This is a genomic window from Pseudomonas cannabina, assembly GCF_900100365.1.
Lineage (GTDB): Bacteria > Pseudomonadota > Gammaproteobacteria > Pseudomonadales > Pseudomonadaceae > Aquipseudomonas > Aquipseudomonas cannabina.
In genome coordinates, this window is the sequence record NZ_FNKU01000001.1 from 4,493,361 (window position 1) to 4,514,103 (window position 20,743).

15 protein-coding genes and 1 pseudogene are annotated in these 20,743 nt (G+C 59.3%); 6 read left to right on the plus strand and 10 right to left on the minus strand.

Annotated elements, in window-relative coordinates:
* Positions 1 to 54 precede the first annotated feature (54 nt).
* Positions 55 to 1,023 (minus strand): ABC transporter substrate-binding protein, encoded by a 969-nt coding sequence (locus BLT55_RS21325; RefSeq protein WP_055000467.1) that lies wholly within the window; start codon positions 1,021 to 1,023, stop codon positions 55 to 57.
* Between the two features lie 111 nt (positions 1,024 to 1,134).
* Positions 1,135 to 2,832: a urocanate hydratase gene (hutU, locus tag BLT55_RS21330; RefSeq protein ID WP_055000468.1), complete on the minus strand. Its 1,698-nt coding sequence runs from the start codon at positions 2,830 to 2,832 to the stop codon at positions 1,135 to 1,137.
* Positions 2,833 to 3,471: 639 nt separating this feature from the next.
* Between hutU and betT the strand changes: the two are divergent.
* A pseudogene (gene betT / locus BLT55_RS21335) lies at positions 3,472 to 5,427 on the plus strand (choline transporter BetT).
* Between the two features lie 358 nt (positions 5,428 to 5,785).
* On the plus strand, positions 5,786 to 6,694 hold the full coding sequence (locus BLT55_RS21345) for a hypothetical protein (protein WP_139206423.1): 909 nt from the start codon (positions 5,786 to 5,788) through the stop codon (positions 6,692 to 6,694).
* A gap of 206 nt (positions 6,695 to 6,900) precedes the next feature.
* On the opposite strand, the gene BLT55_RS21350 is transcribed toward BLT55_RS21345, so the two are convergent.
* Positions 6,901 to 7,947, minus strand: a complete 1,047-nt coding sequence (locus tag BLT55_RS21350) for a LacI family DNA-binding transcriptional regulator (protein WP_055000470.1) — start codon at positions 7,945 to 7,947, stop codon at positions 6,901 to 6,903.
* Between the two features lie 170 nt (positions 7,948 to 8,117).
* Between BLT55_RS21350 and BLT55_RS21355 the strand changes: the two genes are divergently transcribed.
* The 4 genes from BLT55_RS21355 to mgrA all read left to right on the plus strand — a co-directional run bounded on the left by BLT55_RS21355 (position 8,118) and on the right by mgrA (position 13,971).
* On the plus strand, positions 8,118 to 10,433 hold the full coding sequence (locus tag BLT55_RS21355) for a TonB-dependent receptor (RefSeq protein ID WP_104442773.1): 2,316 nt from the start codon (positions 8,118 to 8,120) through the stop codon (positions 10,431 to 10,433).
* A 35-nt stretch (positions 10,434 to 10,468) separates the two neighbouring features.
* On the plus strand, positions 10,469 to 11,794 hold the full coding sequence (locus tag BLT55_RS21360) for an LLM class flavin-dependent oxidoreductase (protein WP_055000471.1): 1,326 nt from the start codon (positions 10,469 to 10,471) through the stop codon (positions 11,792 to 11,794).
* A 121-nt stretch (positions 11,795 to 11,915) separates the two neighbouring features.
* Entirely contained in the window at positions 11,916 to 12,851 is a 936-nt protein-coding gene (locus BLT55_RS21365; protein ID WP_055000472.1) for a sulfonate ABC transporter substrate-binding protein, read from the plus strand.
* Positions 12,852 to 12,933: 82 nt separating this feature from the next.
* Positions 12,934 to 13,971 (plus strand): L-glyceraldehyde 3-phosphate reductase, encoded by a 1,038-nt coding sequence (gene mgrA / locus BLT55_RS21370; RefSeq protein WP_054087707.1) that lies wholly within the window; start codon positions 12,934 to 12,936, stop codon positions 13,969 to 13,971.
* Between the two features lie 147 nt (positions 13,972 to 14,118).
* Here the strand turns inward: mgrA and BLT55_RS21375 are convergent, their stop codons facing one another.
* From BLT55_RS21375 to BLT55_RS21405, 7 genes are all read right to left on the minus strand, one after another.
* The gene (locus BLT55_RS21375; RefSeq protein ID WP_082438122.1) at positions 14,119 to 15,918 is read right to left on the minus strand and encodes an amidase; all 1,800 of its coding nucleotides are present in this window, start codon (positions 15,916 to 15,918) and stop codon (positions 14,119 to 14,121) included.
* A 112-nt stretch (positions 15,919 to 16,030) separates the two neighbouring features.
* Positions 16,031 to 17,467: a nitrogen regulation protein NR(I) gene (ntrC, locus tag BLT55_RS21380; RefSeq protein WP_054999540.1), complete on the minus strand. Its 1,437-nt coding sequence runs from the start codon at positions 17,465 to 17,467 to the stop codon at positions 16,031 to 16,033.
* Positions 17,464 to 18,549: a nitrogen regulation protein NR(II) gene (glnL, locus tag BLT55_RS21385; protein WP_054999541.1), complete on the minus strand. Its 1,086-nt coding sequence runs from the start codon at positions 18,547 to 18,549 to the stop codon at positions 17,464 to 17,466. The genes ntrC and glnL overlap by 4 nt, the downstream gene beginning before the upstream one ends.
* Positions 18,509 to 18,832, minus strand: a complete 324-nt coding sequence (locus tag BLT55_RS33550; RefSeq protein ID WP_162234945.1) for a hypothetical protein — start codon at positions 18,830 to 18,832, stop codon at positions 18,509 to 18,511. The genes glnL and BLT55_RS33550 overlap by 41 nt, the downstream gene beginning before the upstream one ends.
* A gap of 10 nt (positions 18,833 to 18,842) precedes the next feature.
* Entirely contained in the window at positions 18,843 to 19,469 is a 627-nt protein-coding gene (locus tag BLT55_RS21395; RefSeq protein WP_054999543.1) for a DUF4124 domain-containing protein, read from the minus strand.
* A complete protein-coding gene (locus BLT55_RS21400) occupies positions 19,466 to 20,008 on the minus strand; it encodes a DUF4124 domain-containing protein (protein ID WP_054999544.1) in 543 nt (180 codons plus the stop codon). Before BLT55_RS21400 ends, BLT55_RS21395 begins: the two co-directional genes overlap by 4 nt.
* A 79-nt stretch (positions 20,009 to 20,087) precedes the next feature.
* Positions 20,088 to 20,645, minus strand: a complete 558-nt coding sequence (locus BLT55_RS21405) for a chorismate mutase (protein WP_054999545.1) — start codon at positions 20,643 to 20,645, stop codon at positions 20,088 to 20,090.
* Positions 20,646 to 20,743: the final 98 nt, after the last annotated feature.

Sequence of the window (20,743 nt, forward strand, 5' to 3'; positions counted from 1 at the left end):
TGTTTCGGGTCAACGGTCAGGGCAGACGGCTCGTCAGGCTGGCTGCCCCGGCGTTTACAGCGAGGCGTCCACCTTCTTCGCGGCGTCTTCACTGACCCACTTGTGCCAGACTTCCGGGTGTTCTTTCAGGAAAATCTTCGCCAGCTTTGGCGATTCGATGCGTTCCTTGGCCATGCGCCCCAGGTTCTGGTTGAGCAAATCGATAGGCAGGTTGACCTTTTCCAGTACCGCGATCAGCTCAGGTGCCTGTTCGTGGAACACTTTGGACACACCGACTTTGATGTCGATGGTCTTGTTGACCCCGGCTTTCTCTTCCAGACGCACCAGATCCACCTGGCCCATCAACGGCGTTGGCGACCAGTAGTAGGTCAGGATCGGCTCGCCACGTTTGTAGCTGGACAGAATAGCCGCATCCAGCGCAGGACCAGTGCCGGGGCGGAAGTTGGTGTATTTGTTTTCCAGTCCGTAGCTCTTGAGCATTTCGCTGTTTTCCAGCTCGCAGGTCCAGCCCGCCGGGCAGTTATAGAAGCGGCCTTTGCCGGGCTCTTCCTGATCCTTGAACACCGCCGAATACTGAGCCAGATCGCTGATGGATTTCAGGTTGGTTGCCTTGGCTTCCAGTTTGCGCTTGGCGTCACCTTCGATCACGTAACGCGGCACGTACCAGCCTTCGACAGCGCCGACGATGGGCGCGCCGACACCGACCACTTTCCCGGCAGCGGCAGCCTTGTTCCAGACTTCACTGCGACCGACCCATTCTTCGGCGAAAATCTGAATATCGTTGGTGCTCAGGGCGTTTTCCATGGCGATGGAGTTGCCGGGCAGGGCGTCGACAGCGCAGCCGTAACCCTTGTCCAGAATGACTTGAAGCATGTCGGTCAACAGCATCGCGCTTTCCCAGTTCAGGCCGGCGAACTTCACCGGTTTGCCTGATTCGCACCAGCCGGCAGCCTGACTTGCGCCTGCACTGGCGAGCAAACCTGCGGATACCCATGTGGTCAACAGGGCTTTTTTCATGTTCATTGTCGATGCTCCCAAGCGTGAAATGGATGACGGCAGCTTCAATCAGGCATCCGGCCCATGGGCATGCTTATGCCCGCTCCCGAGTTTGTCGGTTTGATAACCGCGAAACTCCTAACGTCCGATCATCGGCAGGTTCAAGCCCTGCTCTTTGGCGCACTCGATAGCAATGTCGTAACCGGCATCGGCATGGCGCATCACGCCGGTGGCCGGGTCGTTGTGCAGTACACGGGCGATGCGTTCGGCGGCTTCGTCCGTACTGTCACAGACAATGACCATTCCGGAATGCTGCGAAAAGCCCATGCCGACGCCGCCACCGTGGTGCAGTGACACCCAGGTCGCGCCGCTGGCGGTGTTGAGCAGGGCGTTGAGCAGTGGCCAGTCGGAGACGGCGTCGGAGCCGTCACGCATGGATTCGGTTTCGCGGTTGGGGCTGGCGACCGAGCCGGAGTCCAGGTGGTCGCGGCCGATCACCACCGGTGCCGACAGCTCGCCGCTGCGGACCATTTCGTTGAACGCCAGGCCCAGCTTGGCGCGCTGACCCAGGCCGACCCAGCAAATACGCGCTGGCAAGCCCTGAAAACTGATGCGCTCGCGGGCCATGTCCAGCCAGTTATGCAGGTGATCGTCGTCCGGGATCAGTTCCTTGACCTTGGCGTCAGTCTTGTAGATGTCCTGCGGGTCGCCCGACAGCGCGGCCCAGCGGAACGGGCCGATACCACGGCAGAACAACGGGCGGATGTAGGCCGGCACGAAACCGGGGAAATCGAAGGCATTGGTCACGCCGACTTCTTTGGCCATCTGACGAATGTTGTTGCCGTAGTCGAAGGTCGGAATACCGGCTTGCTGGAACGCGAGCATGGCTTCGACGTGTTCGGCCATCGACTGCTTGGCGGCCTTGACCACCTCGGCCGGCTCGCTCACCGAGCGGGCGCGGTACTCGTCCCAGGTCCAGCCTTTGGGCAGGTAGCCGTTGAGCGGATCGTGGGCGCTGGTCTGGTCGGTGACCATGTCCGGACGTACACCGCGACGAACCATTTCCGGCAAAATGTCCGCCGCGTTGCCGCACAGGGCGATGGAAATGGCTTTGCCTTCGGCGGTGTATTGGGCGATGCGCGCCAGTGCGTCGTCCAGATCAGCCGCTTGCTCGTCGACATAGCGCGTCTTGATGCGGAAATCGATGCGGCTTTGTTGGCATTCGATGTTCAGCGAGCAGGCCCCGGCCAGTGTCGCGGCCAGCGGCTGTGCACCACCCATGCCGCCCAGGCCTGCGGTCAGCACCCAGCGGCCTTTGAGGTTACCGTCATAGTGCTGACGACCGGCTTCGACGAAGGTTTCGTAAGTGCCCTGAACGATGCCCTGGCTGCCGATGTAGATCCAGCTGCCAGCGGTCATCTGGCCATACATCGCCAGGCCCTTGGCATCCAGCTCGTTGAAATGTTCCCAACTGGCCCAGTGCGGTACCAGGTTGGAGTTGGCGATCAGTACGCGCGGGGCGTTGCTGTGGGTCTTGAACACACCGACCGGCTTACCGGACTGCACCAGCAGGGTTTCGTCATCGTTGAGCCGGGTGAGGCTTTCGACAATTTTGTCGTAGCACTCCCAGTTGCGCGCTGCGCGACCGATACCACCGTAAACCACCAGTTCATTGGGGTTTTCGGCGACTTCCGGGTCAAGGTTGTTCATCAACATGCGCAGCGGCGCTTCGGTCATCCAGCTCTTGGCCGTCAATTGAGTGCCGCGAGCAGCCCGTACAACACCTTCGCGGTGGCGGGTCCAGTCCTGCTTCAGGTCTTGATTATTCTCGGTCACAAAAAAATCCTCAGCGATCAGTCCAGATCAGCCCCATGAAGGGCGGGCAGTGCCTGGCGAAGCAGGCTGGTTCAGTCCGGTGGAGCACAGGTTGGCTGGCCTGTCTCTACTTGTACATACAAGCATATGCAATCAAAAGACCAACTTTGTACCGCGCTGCTTTTTTGATTCTTACAGCGCTGTGAAAGCCCCGTAATCAGGGCATCGGGAGGGATATTACGATCTGACGGAAATTCCTGACGCACGACGAGTGACGTTACCCGATGAGTGTTTTGCGCCGTTTTGAGGCGGCCGGTAACAGATTGGTGCGCAGAGTGTGCACAGGGTTGCGAGGCCGGAAGCATTAGCGGTCAGTAGCGACTTTACAGCTGCCTGATTGCCTCGCTCTGGCATGGGAACGAACGCGCTCTGCCGCACGTCATACCGAGGCCTGAGCCAGCGTTCACCGGCCTGCGATTAGTCTTCGCAGGCGCTTTCATGTTTAAATTGAACGTTCATTCAAGTTAAACCGGTGGTTCGCTGCCCGCTCACAACTGGAGGCTTACCCTTGCCGTATCCGTTTTTTGCAGTTGGTTTTATCAGTCTGGAGGTACGTTCTCGATGAGTGCCACGAGTACACCTCCCAGCGGAATGGTCCGCATGAACGCCCCAATGTTCTACTTCGCTGCGAGCTTCATCCTGATCTTCGGCATCGTTGTCATCGCCTTCCCGCAAGCCAGCGGTGCCTGGCTGCTGGCCGCACAGAACTGAGCGGCCAATACGGTCGGCTGGTATTACATGCTGGTCATGACCCTCTATCTGGTCTTCGTGGTGGTCACCGCCTTGTCGGGCTTCGGCAAGATCAAGCTCGGTGCCGACCACGACGAACCCGAGTTCAGTTACCTGTCGTGGGCCGGCATGCTGTTCGCTGCCGGGATCAGCATCACGCTGTTCTTTTTCTGCGTTTCAGAACCCCTGACGCATTTGCTGCAACCGCCACAAGGCGAGGGCGGCACCACCGAAGCTGCGCGTCAGGGCATGCAGTTGCTGTTTCTGCACTGGGGCCTGCATGGCTGGGGCGTGTTTGCCTTCGTCGGCATGGCGCTGGCCTACTTCGCCTATCGCCACAACCTGCCGCTGGCCCTGCGTTCGGCGCTGTATCCGCTGATCGGCAAGCGCATCAATGGACCTATCGGCTATGCCGTCGATGGCTTCGGCATTATCGCGACCATCTTCGGCCTGGGCGCAGACATGGGTTTCGGGGTGCTGCACCTTAATTCCGGTCTCGATTACCTGTTTGGCGTGGCGCATACCCACTGGATTCAGGTCGGCCTGATCACTTTGATGATGGGCGCGGCGATTCTGGTGGCCATCGCCGGTGTCGACAAGGGCGTGCGCGTCATGTCCGACATCAACATGCTGCTGGCCTGCGCGCTGCTGCTGTTCGTGCTGTTTGCAGGTCCTACTCAGCACTTGCTCAACACGCTAGTGCAGAACATCGGCGACTACCTGGGCGCGCTGCCGAGCAAGAGTTTCGACGTCTATGCCTACAACGAGCCGAGTGACTGGCTGGGCGGCTGGACCGTGTTCTACTGGGCCTGGTGGATTGCCTGGGCGCCGTTCGTGGGCCTGTTCATCGCGCGTATTTCCCGTGGCCGGACCATCCGTGAATTCGTTTTCGGTGTGCTGCTGATTCCGTTGGGCTTCACCCTGGCGTGGATGTCGATCTTCGGCAACAGCGCAATCGATCAGGTGCTCAACCACGGCATGGTTGCATTGGGCCAGTCGGCGATCGATGACCCTTCGATGACGCTGTACTTGCTGCTGGAAACCTACCCGTGGAGCAAAACGGTTATTGCCGTCACGATGTTCATCAGCTTTGTGTTCTTCGTCACCTCTGCCGATTCCGGCACTGTGGTGCTGTCGACGCTTTCGGCCAAAGGCGGCAACCCCGACGAAGACGGGCCGAAATGGCTGCGTGTGTTCTGGGGTGTGGCAACGGCGCTGATCACCAGCGGCCTGCTGTTCTCGGGCAGTATCGATGCGCTGAAATCGGCGGTAGTGCTGACCTCGCTGCCGTTCTCGCTGATCCTGCTGCTGATGATGTGGGGCCTGCACAAGGCGTTCGTCATGGAGTCCCAGCGCAAAATCGCGCAGCTGTACTCGCTGGCCCCGGTATCCGGTTCACGTCGCGGCGGCTGGCGTCAGCGCCTGAGCCAGGCTGTGCATTACCCGTCGCGAGACGAGGTGTACCGCTTCCTCGACCAGACCGTGCGCCCGGCGATTGAAGAAGTGACGGCGGTGTTTGTCGAGAAGGGCTTGAGCGTCGTCAACGTGCCTGACCCGTCCAACGACTCGGTGACTTTGGAGATCGGCCATGGCGAAGAGCGCCCTTTCATCTACCAGGTGCAGATGAAAGGCTTCTTCACACCGTCGTTCGCGCGCGGCGGCATGGGCTCCAAACAGCTGAACAACTGCCGCTACTACCGCGCCGAAGTTCACCTGAGCGAAGGCAGCCAGGATTACGACCTTGTGGGCTACACCAAGGAACAGGTGATCAACGACGTACTCGACCAGTACGAACGGCATATGCAGTTTCTGCATCTGGTGCGTTGACAGGGGACTTGGAGCACCTATCTTTCCTCACGCTCCAGCAGACTGCCCTTCGTGGCGCTCCGCGTCATAGATCTGCGCCACGCCGCAGAGTCAAGACCGGACGCGGAGCGTCCAAAAATGCATCCATACGCAGAGTGCTCTTTGTGCTATTGAAGTCAGGAGAGCATGAGCGGACAGATAGATCTGAGTCGTGTGGAAATGTATTCCAGGTTTTCAGCTGTCCATACAGCAGGCCAGAACGCGGTTTTCATAAATCGACAGGATGTCTTGATGCAGACGATGATTGTTCGCTATTTCGACACTGCGTCGAGGCTGCCTGCATCGAGTCTTCTTGGCGCTGAAGTCTACGAGAACATTCGTGAAGCACTCATTCCGGGCCTGCCAGTTCCTCGTGCAGGAAAGGCATCCGGTCTACATCACCAGATGCTTCTCGACCTGTGATAACCATCGCTGGGAATTAATATCGGTTGTCGGCGAACCGGCTACGGCCTGCAGTCCAGCTGTCTTCAATATCTTCCTCAAAGCTCAAGACGTGTCTAAGGAGGTATTTCTCTACCAAACGCTCAAGAAGGACAAGAATCAGACAGTGTGGAAGATACTGAGGCCTGGAACATTGGTTGAGGTTGACTACGGCTTCGCTCAGCAAACGGGACGCCCGGATGCGAGTACGAAGACCAATAAGCGCTACAGCGACATGCTTCTGTGGGGAGAGATGCACAAGCGCCGATTAGCTGTGGTGGTTAAGGTTGTTTCAGCCAACCTCGTTCAGGTGGCTCCAGTGACGTCGGTAGCTCCCTCGCAGGGCGACAAATCGGTCTTCAAGATTGATCAGGCTACCCTGAACCGAATGCCCCGTTACAAATTTAGTGGTCATTCCAGTTATGTACTTTGTGGTCGTACAGAGGCCGTTTCGATTCAAAGGCTGTTACCTCCGATGAGCTTTGGTACAGGCAGCCCTTCGCGTAACGTGCGTTACACGGTCGCCTTGGCGAAGGCCGAAGAAAAGCTTCTCAAAGCCGCATTGATTCATGCGATTGGTGCCAGCAACTACGTGCCTTACAACCTGTTTCTTCAGGAAAAACTCAGGGCCGATAAACTCCAGCATGACGTCGAACGCCTCGCCCGAGAACTCTTAGTGTCTCTTAATACCTTCCAGAAGCTGAAGACTGTCGAGAATCTGGCGAAACGATGGGCGTCGGAGTGGGAGCTGGATTATGACGCCGGCCTTGCTTGTCAGCGCGGGCTGGATGGTGCTTCGGCCGAGTAGTGGCTGTCTGCTGTCTTCCGTCAATCAGGTTGACACGGGTCACATCCACTCACTAGAATCGGCGCCACATGGTCGAGCCAAGAGTGCAGGACTCCACCTCGGCGACACGGCTAATACCGTCTCCTGTGAAAGTAATATGTTCAAGAAAACCGTCCATCAAAGACGGTTTTTTTGTGTCTGGCGTTTAGTGAGTCGGGCCTGGAGATTCACGTACTCTCCCGCTCCACCAACCTGCAATCCAGCAGATTCAGCCGCTGTATCTCACCCTCCACCGGTAACACCCCAAGGCTTTCAAGTACGCGTGTCGCCGCCATGACGCCGATCTCCAGTGCGGGCGGTTTGATGGTGGTGAGGCTGGGTAACATCATTTCTGCGAAGGCGTAGTCGCCAAAGCCCATGACGGCGCAGTCCTGCGGTATGTGCAGGCCTGCGCGCTGGCTGGCGAGCAGGGCGCCAGCGGCGAGGTTGTCGTTGGCGAAGAAGATGGCGTCAGGGCGTGGCGTCTGGCTCATCAGTGTTTCCATCGCCTGTTTACCCGCCTCGAATGGCGCTCGCCCGGCGTCCGGGACGAACACCCATGGCTTGATGCCGAGTCTTTTCAGGGTGACGGCGTAACCGTCGCGCCGCTCCAGTGCGCTGAAGTCACCTGCGATGCTGTTCTGCACGAACGCGATGCGGCGATAGCCTTTGGCGTGCAGATAGCGGGCTGCGGTAACGCCGACGTCGTAGTGAGAGAAACCAATCTGGATCGGGCTGCGTTCGGGCTGGTGGTCCCAGGTTTCGATCACCGGGATATCGGTCTGCTCGATCATCTTTTCCGTAGCGGTGCTGTGAAAGCGACTGGTCAATACCAGTGCTGCCGGTGACCAGCCCAGAAACGCCCTTACGGCGCTTTCTTCCTGTTCGGCGGAAAAGTAGCTGGAGGCCAACAGCAACTGGAAACCATGCTGGCTCAACGTGTCGCTGAAGCCCTGAATGGTGTTGGCGAAGATAGGGCCGGAGATATTGGGAATCACCATGGCTACCACCTTGCTGCGCGCCGACGCCAGACCCCCCGCCACCAGATTGGGTACATAGCCCAGCGCGCTGACTGCCGCCGCGATGCGTTCGCGCAACTCTGGCGACACTTGTCCGGGCTGATTGAAATAGCGCGACACAGTGATGGCCGACACCCCCGCCTGGCGTGCCACGGAGGTGATCGTCACCCGGCCTGCGCCTCGGCGTTTGCGTGTCGCAGGTTTTTCGTCGGCCATGCTCGAGCACTTCATATAAAAGTAAAAGGAATATAAAACTAATTTTTCAGTATTGGACGATCTATCTGTCAAATCCTGATACTAGCGATGTTAGCGCTAACAACGATGGTTGTCTGCTACTCGCCACCGCGAATGCCCGGACCCGGTTTAGCCAGCACGAACACGCGTCAGTGCGCATTGCACTGTCGGATCAGGGCATATTTCAGGCAGGCACGCAGATGCACACAACTCATGGGGATGTCGTCGAACACACACTTCTGGCGCAAGCCATCGATCAGGCTCATGCGGCGCGGGGGCGTCGTTATGGATGGCTGTTGATGGGGCTGACGGCTCTACCGTGGGTGCCGGCCATGGCGGATACTGATGCAGCGCAGAATACGGAAACCGTCGCGCTGGAATCGGTCACCGTGACCGCCACACGCCGTGAAGAGTCGCTGCAAAAAGTCCCGGTCGCAGTCTCGGTGATTCAGGGCGAACAACTGGAGCGGGACAACCGCAACGGCGTGGCCAGCATCGTGCAGCAAGTGCCATCGCTGAATTTCCGTACTGGCGCTTCCAACAAGGACACCTCGCTGTTCATTCGCGGTGTCGGCACCATTTCCACCTCGCCGGGCGTCGAGCCGACCGTGGCGACCGTGATCGATGGTGTGGTGTATGCGCGCCCGGGTCAGGCCACGCTGGACCTGCTCGACCTTGAGCGCATCGAAGTGCTGCGCGGCCCGCAAGGCACGCTGTTCGGCAAGAATGCGTCGGCCGGTGTGCTCAACGTCACCACCAAGGCGCCGACCGAAGAGACCCACGGTTATATCGATCAGTCGTATTACAGCGGCAACGAAAGCCGCACCCGTTTCGGCATCGGCGGCAGCCTGATTCCGCAAACCCTCAAGGGCTCGATCACCACGCTGTTCGGCAGCTACGACGGCAACGTCGACAACAAGCGCAACGGTCAGGAAGTCAACGGTTACAACCGCAAGGGCGCGCGCGGCAAACTGGAATTCACGCCCAACGATGACATCACCTTCACCCTCGCTGCGGACTATATGCAATCCCACGATGACGCGCCCAATGGCGTGGTAACCAAGGCGCTGACCCCGTCGTTCGCCAGTGCGCTGGCACCGGTACGTGCCGGCAGTGACAACCGTAACGTGCTCAGCGATTACCGCAGCCATGTCGAGGACGTCAACAAAGGTTTGTCCGGCCAGCTTGACTGGCAACTGGGCGATTACACCCTGACGTCCATCACCGCCTGGCGCGGCTGGGACAACACCCAGTATCAGGATGGCGACCGTCTCGGCACCATCACCGCCGCCTTCCCCGGCACAGAAGACAAAGGTGATCTGGAGTTCAACCAGTATTCTCAGGAGCTGCGTCTGGCGTCGCCGAAAGGTCAGTTTGTCGAGTACGTCGGCGGGCTGTTCTACATGCACGGCAAGAGTGACGAAACCTATCAGCGCACGCTGATCACCCCGACCACGCAAAACCGTGGCATTGCCGATTACAGCACCACCACCGACAGCTACTCGGTGTTTGGCGAAACCACCTTCAATTTCACACCGGACTTCCGCGCGATTGCCGGTGCGCGCTGGACTCACGACGATCTGGAGTACGACCATCGCCGCGTTTCGACATCGGCGACCACGGTCAGCGGCATTCAGCCTGCGACCAGCAGTTCCGGGTCGGTGGACGAGGACGGCAAGTCCGGGCGTCTCGGCCTGCAATATGACCTGAGCGACAGCGTGATGACCTACATCACCTACTCGCGTGGCTACAAAGGCCCGGCCTATAACGTGTTCTTCAACATGCAGCCGCGCGACACCGAAGCCCTCAAGCCGGAAACCTCTAACACCTGGGAAGTCGGCCTCAAGGCCACCACGTGGGACAATCGCCTGACCACCAATCTGGCGGTGTTCCACAGCGATTACGACAACTACCAGGCGAACTTCTTCGACAGCGTTGCCGGGCAGGTCGTAACGCGGTTGATCAACGCAGGCAGCGTCAGCACCGAAGGCGTCGAGCTGGATTACGCCTTGCAGGCCACCCATAACCTGAAGCTTTCCGGCGCGTTGTCCTACACCCGTGCGCGCATCGACACGTTTGCCTGCCCGGCCGGTGCGGCGGCGTCATGCAATGTCGACGGTAAAACCCTGCCGTACAGCCCGGACTGGAAAAGTTACGTGCGCGCCGATTACACCATCCCGCTGGACAACGGCCTGGATATCGAACTGGGCACCGATTACAGCTGGCAAAGCGAAGTGCAGTACGACATCAGCCAGAACCCGGACACCAAGCAGGGTGCGTACGGAATCTGGAACGCCAGCGTGGCACTGGCCGATTACAACAGCGGCTGGCGCGTGGCGCTGCTCGGCAAGAATCTGGCGGACAAGTCTTATTCACCGATGCTGGCGACTGGCGGCAACTACGTTTACCGATCTGTGCCGCGTGATGATGAACGCTATTTCGGCGTGCAGCTGCGCAAGGATTTTTGAGCTGCTGCCCGCAGCAACACAGTAAGGAGTGAAGCATGAGCACGACTGCTCGACAGATGAAACTGGGCGCTTTTCTGATGGCCACCGGGCACCACGTTGCGGCCTGGCGTCACCCGGATGTGCCTGCGGATGCGGGGCTGGATTTCAAGCACTACCGGCATTTGGCCCAGGTCGCCGAGGCAGCGAAATTCGATGCGTTGTTCGTGGCCGACAGTGTGGCTGCGGCGACCGGTGATATCGCCAGTCGCATGGCGCGCTCCGATCATTTCGAACCGTTGACGCTGCTCTCGGCACTGAGCGCGGTGACCGAGCACATCGGCCTGATCGCAACGGCGACGACTACTTACAACGAGCCCTATCACGTCGCCCGCAAGTTCGCCTCGCTGGATCATCTGTCGGGCGGTCGGGCGGGCTGGAATCTGGTGACGTCGGATGCCGCCGCCGAAGCGCAGAATTTCGGTCGCGCCGAACATGTCGCCCATGCCGAGCGTTACAGCCGAGCGCGGGAGTTTCACCACGTTGTGACCGGCCTGTGGGACAGCTGGGCAGACGACGCTTTCACTCGTGACAAAGCCAGCGGCGAGTATTACGCCCCGGCTAAAGTGCATGTGCTCGATCATGTGGGCGAGCATTTCAGCGTCAAAGGCCCGCTGAACGTGGCGCGCTCGCCCCAGGGTCAGCCGGTGGTGGTGCAGGCCGGTTCCTCGGAAGTCGGTCGCGACCTGGCGGCGCAGACGGCGGAAGTGGTGTTCACCGCGCAGACCTCGCTGACCAGCGCCCAAGCGTTTTATGCGGACATCAAGGGTCGTTTGAGCGCTTACGGGCGTGACGCGGATTCACTGAAAGTCATGCCCGGCGTGTTCATCGTCGTGGCCAAAACCGAAGCGCTGGCGAAAGAGAAATTCGAGTCGTTTCAGGAGCTGGTCGAGCCGCAGGTGGGCGTTGCTTTGTTGGGGCGCATGCTGGGCAATTTCGACCTGTCCGGCTATCCGCTGGATGGACCGTTGCCGGAACTGCCGTTGACTGACAGCGGCCAGCGCAGTCGGCAAAAGCTGCTCACCGAACTGGCCGATCAGGAGAACCTGACCCTCGCGCAACTGGGGCGGCGGATTGCCGGTGGGCGAGGGCACTACAGCCTGATCGGTACGCCTGAGCAGATCGCCGATGAACTGCAAATCTGGTTTGAGCAAGGCGCGGCTGACGGCTTCAACGTTCTCGTGCCGCATCTGCCGGGCGGTCTGGAAGACGTCGCCCGGTTGCTGGTGCCGGAGTTGCAGCGGCGCGGGCTGTTTCGTACTGAGTACGAAGGCACAACGTTGCGCGAAAACCTGTGCTTGCAGCGGCCTGCTTACAGGTTTTGATTGTTACCGTGCATTCATCGTTATACACAAGGCCGCTCCCACGCCCTGCGGGCAGAGTCAAAGACAGATTTGTGTATGGCAATGGCTTTAGGGCATAGACCACTGAATTAAAGGATTACCCATGAAACCATTCACCTTCATCGCCGCCATTCTGGCTTTCAGTGGCTTGTTCAATACAGCCTCTGCCAACGATCCCGACACGTTGCGCATCGGCTATCAGAAAGGCTCGATCACGCTGGTTCTGGCCAAGGAGCACGCGCTGCTGGAGAAGCGTTTTCCTGATACAAAAATCAAATGGATCGAGTTTCCGGCCGGGCCGCAGATGCTTGAGGCGTTGAACATCGGCAGCCTGGACATCGCTTCGACCGGCGACATTCCACCGATCTTCGCTCAGGTCGCAGGCGCAGATCTGGTCTACATCGGCGCGGAACCCGCCAAGCCGCAGGCGGAAACCCTATTGGTGCGCAACGAAAGTCCGCTGCACAGCGTTGCAGACCTGAAAGGCCGCAAGGTCGCGTTGCAGAAGGGCTCCAGCTCTCATAACGTGGTGCTGCGTGCGTTGAACAAAGCCGGTTTGACATTCAAGGATATCCAGCCGATTTACCTGACCCCGGCGGATGCCCGCGCCGCGTTTGAAAACGGCAGCGTCGACGCCTGGGCGATCTGGGACCCGTACTATTCAATCGCCATGACTGAAGGTCATAGCCGCCTGCTGGCCAACGGCGAAGGTCTTGGGCTGTCGGGGCCTTTCTATACCGCACGCCGGGCGTTTGCCGAGAAAAACGGGCAGTTCGTGCAGCAGATCCTCGACGAACTGACTGTGGCTGATGGCCTGTCCCGCACCCAGCGCGCCGAGAGTATTCAGATTCTGGCGCGCAGCATGGGGTTGTCCGAGGCGGTCATCACTCAGTATCTTGACCACCGGCCCGTATCGCCGAGCTTGCCGATCACCCCTGAGATCGTGCGTGCGCAGCAGGCGACCGCTGATCTGTTTTACGACAACCACTTGATACCCAAGCGGGTCGACATTCAGCAGGTCGTCTGGCAAAAGCCATGATTCCCGCGCGGCGAGCAGACGCTTCACGCTCGCGAGCGCAGCGCAAGACGCCTCGAATATCCCCCAGACAAGAGAGGATTCAATGACCTACATCGCTGCCGAAAATCGTTACAACGACATGCCTTATCGCCGTACCGGCCGCAGCGGGCTGGTGCTTCCGGCGCTGTCTTTGGGCCTGTGGCACAATTTCGGCGACAGCACGCCGATCGACACCCAGCGCGCCATGCTGCGCACGGCATTCGATCTGGGCATCAACCATTTCGACCTGGCGAACAACTATGGCCCACCCTACGGCAGCGCCGAGATCAACTTCGGTCGTTTGTTGCGCGAAGACTTCAAGCACTACCGCGACGAGCTGATCATCTCCAGCAAGGCAGGCTGGGACATGTGGCCGGGGCCTTACGGGCAAGGCGGTGGTTCACGCAAATACGTGCTGGCCAGCCTTGATCAGAGCCTGCAACGCATGGGGCTGGATTACGTCGATATTTTCTACTCGCACCGCTTCGACCCGGACACCCCGCTGGAAGAAACCGCCAGCGCGCTGGCCACTGCGGTGCAGCAGGGTAAGGCGCTGTACATCGGCATCTCGTCGTATTCCGGCGCCAAAACCCGCGAAATCGCTGCGCTGTTGAAAGAGTGGAAAGTACCGTTGCTGATTCACCAACCGGCCTACAACCTGCTCAACCGCTGGGTCGAGAAAGACCTGCTCGATGCGACCGAGGAGCTGGGTGCTGGCGTGATTGCCTTCACTGCGCTGGCGCAGGGATTGCTGTCGGACAAATACCTGAACGGCGTGCCCAAAGACGCGCGGGTCAATCGTCCGGGCGGCGGTTCGCTGCAGGCTTCGCACTTGTCCGAGCAGAACATCGCCCATGTACGTGCGCTCAACGAAATTGCCCAGCGTCGTGGCCAGAGCCTGGCGCAAATGGCCCTTGCCTGGACCCTGCGCGATCCGCGTGTGACTTCAGCGCTGATCGGTGCCAGCCGCCCGGAGCAGATCATCGAAAACGTCGGTGCGCTGCAGAACCTGGCATTCAGCCCGGAAGAGCTGGCGGAAATCGACAGCTTTGCAGTGGAAGGCGGGATCAACCTCTGGGAGAAACCATCGCTGGCTGAGTAGGCACAGCGAGGGCCGGGTAATAAACCTGGCCCTGCGTCGGCCGCCAACGGACGTTGAAAAATGCGTCTGGCGGCACACTCGCTTGTGCTCGCAGCAGTGCCGGGTTGTTCAGAGGCTTCCACTGGATGACGAAGTAGCAGGTTGAGCTCATGATTTTTTTCTCCTGCCCTCGGTAATGACCAGTGGATCAGCTGAGTACTGCGGAGGAATTTCTTCCTGCGTCCAGATATGAAAGGCTGCGGGCGAGGCGAAATCCGGGTCTGGCGGGGCTTTGGTGTGGTACTCGGGATAATGGGTCTGGAAGTCGATGGCAGCCTGCACCAGCAATGGCTCACTGAAGCGTCTTCCCCAGAACGCCGCCGTGACGGGTAATTGCTTTGGAACGCCGGTTGCACCATAGCCGATGGGCAATGTGAGCATCGGCCAGGCCAACGCATTGGGCATATCGAAATACCTACGCTGTACCGGGAGCGTCTTTGTCAATTCGCCTGCCCGCTCGCCGACGTGTGCGCCGAGAGGCAGCACCATCATGAAGTCAATCTGGTGGTCATTCAGCGCCTTTTCAAAAAGCCTCTGTTGTTCACGACGTCTGTTCTCTGCTTCAACTCTTATCCCCACCGGAATGAGCGAGGCTACCTGATCAAAGAACTCGGAATACCGTTGCAGCAAATAGTTTTTGTCATCTTCATTCTCCAGTGATTCTGCGAAATCACGCACGGCCGACCAGTGCCGGGTTTCCACTTGATTGGCGTAGGTAGTGACTGCCTGGGCGTTAACGCTCATCAAGAGACCGCCATCACTGTCCGACACGTCATGAAACGGGTAAGGGGAGGAGTAAGGAATGTTTTCAATGTTTTCAGCATCCAGCCAGGGAAATTCAATGACTCTGGCACCCAGTGTCACTAACTGGTCCTTGAACCTGATGAAAGCCGTGCTGTAGTCTTGGTCGTAAGATTGCGCCGGAGGCTGACCCGGCTCAGACATCCAGTCCGTCTGCGGAATACCGATGGTCAGTCCTTCCAGGGGTGCAGAGCCTGCCGATGGTGTAATCGATAGCTGGTCGCCTATAGGTGGCGCAGACAGGCTTTGCGGGTCGTTTTCTCCATCAGGGCCAGCGAGTATCGACAGTACCAGCGACGCATCACGTATCGAGCGCGCCATGGGGCCGATCACGTCCCAGCCACTGCGTAATGGCATGACCCCGGCACCTGACACCAACCCCAACGACGGCTTTATCGCGCTGGCACCATTGGCAGCGGCTGGAATGATGATTGAGCCCGTAGTCTCTTCGCCCAGCGTGGCGGCGCACAGGCGTGCAACCGGAGCAACTCCCGAGCCCTGACTGGACCCGCCAGGCGTGCGGGCCGGGTCCCATGCATTACCGGCAAACTGCCCGACAGTATGGGTCGAGAGTTCGGAGCAGATGGTATGACCGATAATGATTGCGCCCTGGGCTCTGAGCCGGGCTACACATGTCGCATCGCGTAATGCCAGATTGCCTGAAAAAGCCTGGGTGCCGTTCTTGCTTTCAAGGCCCTTGATGGCGACAGAGTCTTTTATTCCGAAGGGAATTCCGCACAGCGGAGGTGCCGGGCCGCGTTCATCGTCCGGGTTTGTCAGCCATTCATCGGCAAGTCTTGCCTGTTCCAACAGTGTCGAAAGATCTTCCAGCCGGACGAAAGCGTTGTACTTGCCGTTATCGCCATAGATTTCTTCCGGGCCATTGAACTGAGTGATGCGGCTCCAGTATTCGACGAAAACCTGTTCCGCTGTCAGCTTTTCCGGATTGCATTCGCGCAACAGCGCGGCGAGTTCGACGATTTCGTAGTCAACAATCCGGTCGCGTTTTTCAACGCTGGCGCCACGCGGCAGTGCCGCCAGTAACCGCACGTTATTGGCTTGCTCTTCGGGCGTGGTGGCAGTTTCGATGGATAACTGACTTCTCATGGCGATAGGCTCCTTCCGACCCTTTGAGTAGGGTCAGAGGAAGTTAATCACTAGTAGGCGCTACGGGTAACTGTCAGAAATAACAGTTACCCGTCTGGTCAGGAGGGATTGCTCAGCCCTCATCAGCCTCGTCGTCGTCCCCACCATCGATCTTCATACCCAGTTCCTTGATCTTGCGGGTCAAGGTGTTGCGGCCCCAGCCCAGTAGCACAGCAGCGTCGCGGCGGCGGCCGGCGGTGTGTTTGAGGGCGGTTTCGATCATGATTCGCTCGAAGGTCGGCACCGCGCTGTCCAGCAGGCTGGACTGACCGCGCGACAACGCCTGATCGGCCCATTGGCGCAGCGCCTGTTCCCAGTTGGTCACCGGGGCGGCGTCTTGCGGCAGGCTGAGCAGTTCCGGCGGCAGATCGCTGATGTGCACTTCACGACCCGACGCCATGACCGTGATCCAGCGGCAGGTGTTTTCCAGCTGACGAACGTTGCCTGGCCACGGCAGATGCTTGAGGTATTCCTCAGTCTCGGCCTTGAGCAGTTTGGGCTCGACAGACAGCTCCTGCGCCGCGCGGCTCAGGAAGTGCTTGGCCAGCGTCGGAATGTCTTCACGACGGTCCGACATGCGCGGGATGTGGATGCGGATCACGTTCAGGCGGTGAAACAAATCCTCACGGAACTTGCCGGCCTGCACCAGGGTTTCGAGGTTCTGGTGAGTCGCGGCGATGATCCGCACGTCGACTTTGACCGGCGTGTGACCGCCAACCCGGTAGAACTCGCCGTCCGCCAGAACGCGCAGCAGGCGGGTCTGTGTGTCAGCGGGCATGTCGCCGATTTCATCGAGGAACAGCGTGCCGCCGTCAGCTTGTTCGAAGCGACCGCGACGCAGATTGGCCGCGCCGGTAAACGCGCCTTTCTCGTGACCGAACAGCTCTGATTCCATCAAGTCCTTGGGAATCGCCGCCATGTTCAGCGCAATGAACGGCGACGCCGAGCGCGGGCTGTGGCGGTGCAGGGCGTGGGCGACCAGTTCTTTACCGGTCCCCGATTCACCGTTGATCAGCACGGTAATGTTGGAATGACTCAGACGCCCGATGGCACGAAACACTTCCTGCATGGCCGGGGCTTCGCCGATGATTTCAGGGGTACGGGTCAGCGTCGGCGCAACGTCCAGGCCTTGTTGTTCCTGAGCGTGCTGATTGGCGCGTTTGACCAGCGAGACCGCCTCGTCGACATCGAATGGCTTGGGCAGGTACTCGAAAGCGCCGCCCTGATACGAGGCCACGGCACTGTCCAGGTCCGAATGGGCGGTCATGATGATCACCGGCAAGCGCGGATGCTGCTCGCGAATCCGCGCCAGCAGGTCCAGACCACTGGCGCCGGGCATGCGAATGTCGGAAATGATCACGTCCGGCTGCTGACGGGCCAGACGGCTCATCACCCCGTCGGCGCTGTCGAAGCTTTGCGTGGTCATGCCTTCCTGTTGCAAGGCTTTTTCCAGTACCCAGCGGATAGAACGATCGTCGTCTACGATCCAGACAGTTTCACTACGGCTCATGTCGAAGCTGCTCCTTGTTCCAGCGGCAGGAAGATCGAGAACGTGGTGTGGCCGGGATGGCTGTCACACTCGATCAGGCCCTGGTGCTGGCTGATGATGTTCTGGGTAATGGCAAGACCGAGCCCCGTACCATCCGGGCGGCCACTGACCATCGGGTAGAAAATGGTTTCCTGAAGCTCGGCCGGGATGCCCGGTCCGTTGTCGATGATTTCGATCTTGCTCACCAATCGGTGTCGAACGTGGCCGATGGTGAACTGGCGCATGGCGCGGGTTTTCATGGTGATCCGGCCCAGGCGCAGTTCGTTCTGGCCGCTGATGGCCTGCATCGCATTGCGCACGATATTGAGCACGGCCTGAATCATCTGCTCGCGGTCGATCAGTACATCGGGAATGCTCGGGTCATAGTCGCGCACCAGCGTGATGCAGCCCTGGCTTTCGGCCTCGACCAGGCTGCACACCCGTTCGAGCACTTCATGCACGTTGGTCATCGCCAGCGATGGCAACTTGTTGGAGCCCAGCATGCGGTCGACCAGATTACGCAGCCGGTCGGCCTCTTCGATGATGACGTTGGTGTAATCCTTGAGGCTTTCTTCCGGCAGTTCGCGGGCCAGCAGCTGCGCGGCGCCGCGAATCCCGCCCAATGGATTCTTGATTTCGTGGGCCAGGCCGCGCACCAGCATTTTGGTGGTTTCCTGCTTGGACAACTGCGCCTCTTCCTTGGTGATGCGCAGCAGGCGGTCACGTGGGTGCACTTCGAGCAGTAGCAGCGTTTCGCCTTTGCTAAGGATCGGCGTCACCGCGTAGTCGACGGTCAGGGTCTGGCCGGCGAGGGCGGTGAGCATCGCTTCGCGCTTGGTAAACGGGTGCGCCTGTTCCACCGCTTGGCGCAGTGAACTCAGTGCTTCAGCCGACTCGGTGAACAGCTCGCTGATGAATTGCCCATGGCTGCGCTGCCCGCTGATCGCCAGCAGCATTTCCGCCGCCGGGTTCATGTACTCAAGCCGCAGGTCGGAATTGAGCAGAATGGTGGCAGTGGTCAGGTTATCCAGTAACAGTCTGTGCAGCGCGTCGCTGATAGTCATGAATCGTGTTGACCTCTTTTGGCGCATTGCAGTCGCGCAATGCGGGTGCTGGGTGGTCTTCGCCAGCATGAGCAAAATCACCGATTCGGTGCTTGATAAGTGCTGTATCGGTGAAGTTGCAAAAACCAAACCAAGGCTCCGAAAAGAAGCGTTTTATCTGCAAAATCTGGGCGTTTTTTGAAAGTGTGCCCGCATACGGCGCTATCCAGTCAGCATTTCTGAACCAGTTTGGGCTGTATTGTTGCGCAGGCGGGTAAAAGGCGCACCAAAAAGGTGCTTGCAAAGGGCGGTCGTCAGAAGAACGGCAGAATGCTGCTTTTCGGCTCTGGCTTGTCCTTGAGTGGGCATTCCGGGCGGACACCGTATTGATCGTCCGTGCAGGGATGGGTCATGCGCTTTTGCGCGAGGGAAACACGCTGCACATGCAGCGGCTGATTCGGGGTCTTTTCCAGAACCCGCCCGAGCTCGTCAAAAACCTCTACCGACAGTTGATGAGTGCCACGATCGATATTGCTGACCGGAAACACCGGGCTGCGTCCGGGCTGGCCGACGGCAACGCCATCCAGCAGCAGTCGATAGCTGTGCCCTGGCTGTAACGCTGGCTCGCTGGTCACCGTGACGATGAAATCACCGCTCGGGTTGTTCAGGGTCGCATCCGGCTCCGGGACCAGAATTCTCAGCAACTGATAGTGAAACATCGGTGCCGGCGGCGCAGGCCTGGCAGGGCCGGCTTTCAGGGTTCTGGTGGGCGGCGTGCCGGTCATGTTGTTGCTGGGCGGGATGTCGACGCGTTTGGCGTTTTTGCGCGGTTGATCGGTAAAGACCCGATTACCCTGCGCGTCGATGTAGGTGTAGACGTCGGCCATGGCAGGCAGTGTCGCCAGTAACAGCAGACAGATCAGCAGGCCGCGCGTGTTCATGGTTTGCCGAGATGGACGCGTTGTACGGTCAGGGTGATCGTTTCGCTCTGTTGAATGATCCGTTCGCCATCCTTCACCACCACAGCGAAGCTGTGTTCGCCACGGTCGATATTGACCACCTGAAAACGTGGCAGGTTGGACGGCTGTCCATACAGATTGCCGTCCAGCAGCAGTTGCAGGCGATGATTTTGCTGCAGGCGCGGCTGGACTTTCACGCCGATGATGAACGTGCCATTGTTGGCGCGTAAGGCCTCATCGGTGGGCAGGTCTGTGAGCTCCAGTACGTCGTAGGCCGTTTGCGGCTGAGATTGCGCTGGCGCCTGGGGCGGGGCCGATGGCGGCGCGCTGTTCACCGCCGTCCTCGATGGCGTCTGGGTTTCGATGCTGTTCAGCGGTGGCAACTCGATCACTTCGGTTTTGGTGCCATTGGGTGGCTGATTGCTGAACGCGGTATTGCCGTTCGCATCGGTGTACTTATAGATCTGCGCCATGGCAGGCAGGCTGATCAACAGCAGCAGGCAAATCAGGCTTTGACGCATGAGGCTCTCGACAGCAAGGGGCATGAATGGCCGTCAGCATAGAACACATCGGCCTATGCTGCGCTACCTGCCTGCCATGTCAGCGTTTTGCAGCGCACAGGTCAGCGGTGGCCAGCACCAGCGCCTGATCATGAATCGAATCGGTCTGATAACGCTTCAGCGCGGCGTCGAGCTGAATCTTGCAGTCTTCGCTTGCCCGCAGCGGCTGGAAGTCGGCGTAGGCCTGCAACAATTGGGTTTGCAGACGGTCGAGTTTCGGGCGGATATCGTCCGTCAGGCTCAGCCTGACCGTATCAGGCGCCTTGCCCGCCGCATGCCACTGGGCGAGCAGGGCATTCTGCACTTGCTTGTTGGCTTCGATCTGCGCCCGGAACAGCTGTTGAACATCGTCGGGGTTCAGCTTGAACTCGGCCGCACGGGCCTGTGCGGCACTGATGACTTGCTGTTCGCGCGGCGGGTCCTCGACAGCCTTGCCGCTGTCCCATTTGCTCAGGGCGACTTGATCGGCAATGCTCAGGCGCTCGCTGATCGCTTGCAGCAGCGGATCGATAACGGAAGACGTTTGTCCGGCGGCAAACACAAAGCCTGTGGACATGAACGTCAGAGTCAGCAGGGAAGTGGCCAGAAGCAGGCGCATGGCGGTTCCATCTCGTATCGGTTGGGAAGATGCAGATTTAACTTCAGGTGATCGACCAGAGCAAGTGGCGCGGGGTGAACAAAACTTCACGCTGTGAA

Bases quoted from the DNA above. Each gene is read 5' to 3' on its own strand.
- BLT55_RS21325 (WP_055000467.1), bottom strand. From the start codon at position 1,023: ATGAACATGAAAAAAGCCCTGTTGACCACATGGGTATCCGCAGGTTTG.
- BLT55_RS21350 (WP_055000470.1), bottom strand. From the start codon at position 7,947: ATGGCCGACGAAAAACCTGCGACACGCAAACGCCGAGGCGCAGGCCGG.
- BLT55_RS21360 (WP_055000471.1), top strand. From the start codon at position 10,469: ATGAGCACGACTGCTCGACAGATGAAACTGGGCGCTTTTCTGATGGCC.
- BLT55_RS21365 (WP_055000472.1), top strand. From the start codon at position 11,916: ATGAAACCATTCACCTTCATCGCCGCCATTCTGGCTTTCAGTGGCTTG.
- mgrA (WP_054087707.1), top strand. From the start codon at position 12,934: ATGACCTACATCGCTGCCGAAAATCGTTACAACGACATGCCTTATCGC.
- BLT55_RS21375 (WP_082438122.1), bottom strand. From the start codon at position 15,918: ATGAGAAGTCAGTTATCCATCGAAACTGCCACCACGCCCGAAGAGCAA.
- ntrC (WP_054999540.1), bottom strand. From the start codon at position 17,467: ATGAGCCGTAGTGAAACTGTCTGGATCGTAGACGACGATCGTTCTATC.
- glnL (WP_054999541.1), bottom strand. From the start codon at position 18,549: ATGACTATCAGCGACGCGCTGCACAGACTGTTACTGGATAACCTGACC.
- BLT55_RS21395 (WP_054999543.1), bottom strand. From the start codon at position 19,469: ATGAACACGCGCGGCCTGCTGATCTGTCTGCTGTTACTGGCGACACTG.
- BLT55_RS21400 (WP_054999544.1), bottom strand. From the start codon at position 20,008: ATGCGTCAAAGCCTGATTTGCCTGCTGCTGTTGATCAGCCTGCCTGCC.
- BLT55_RS21405 (WP_054999545.1), bottom strand. From the start codon at position 20,645: ATGCGCCTGCTTCTGGCCACTTCCCTGCTGACTCTGACGTTCATGTCC.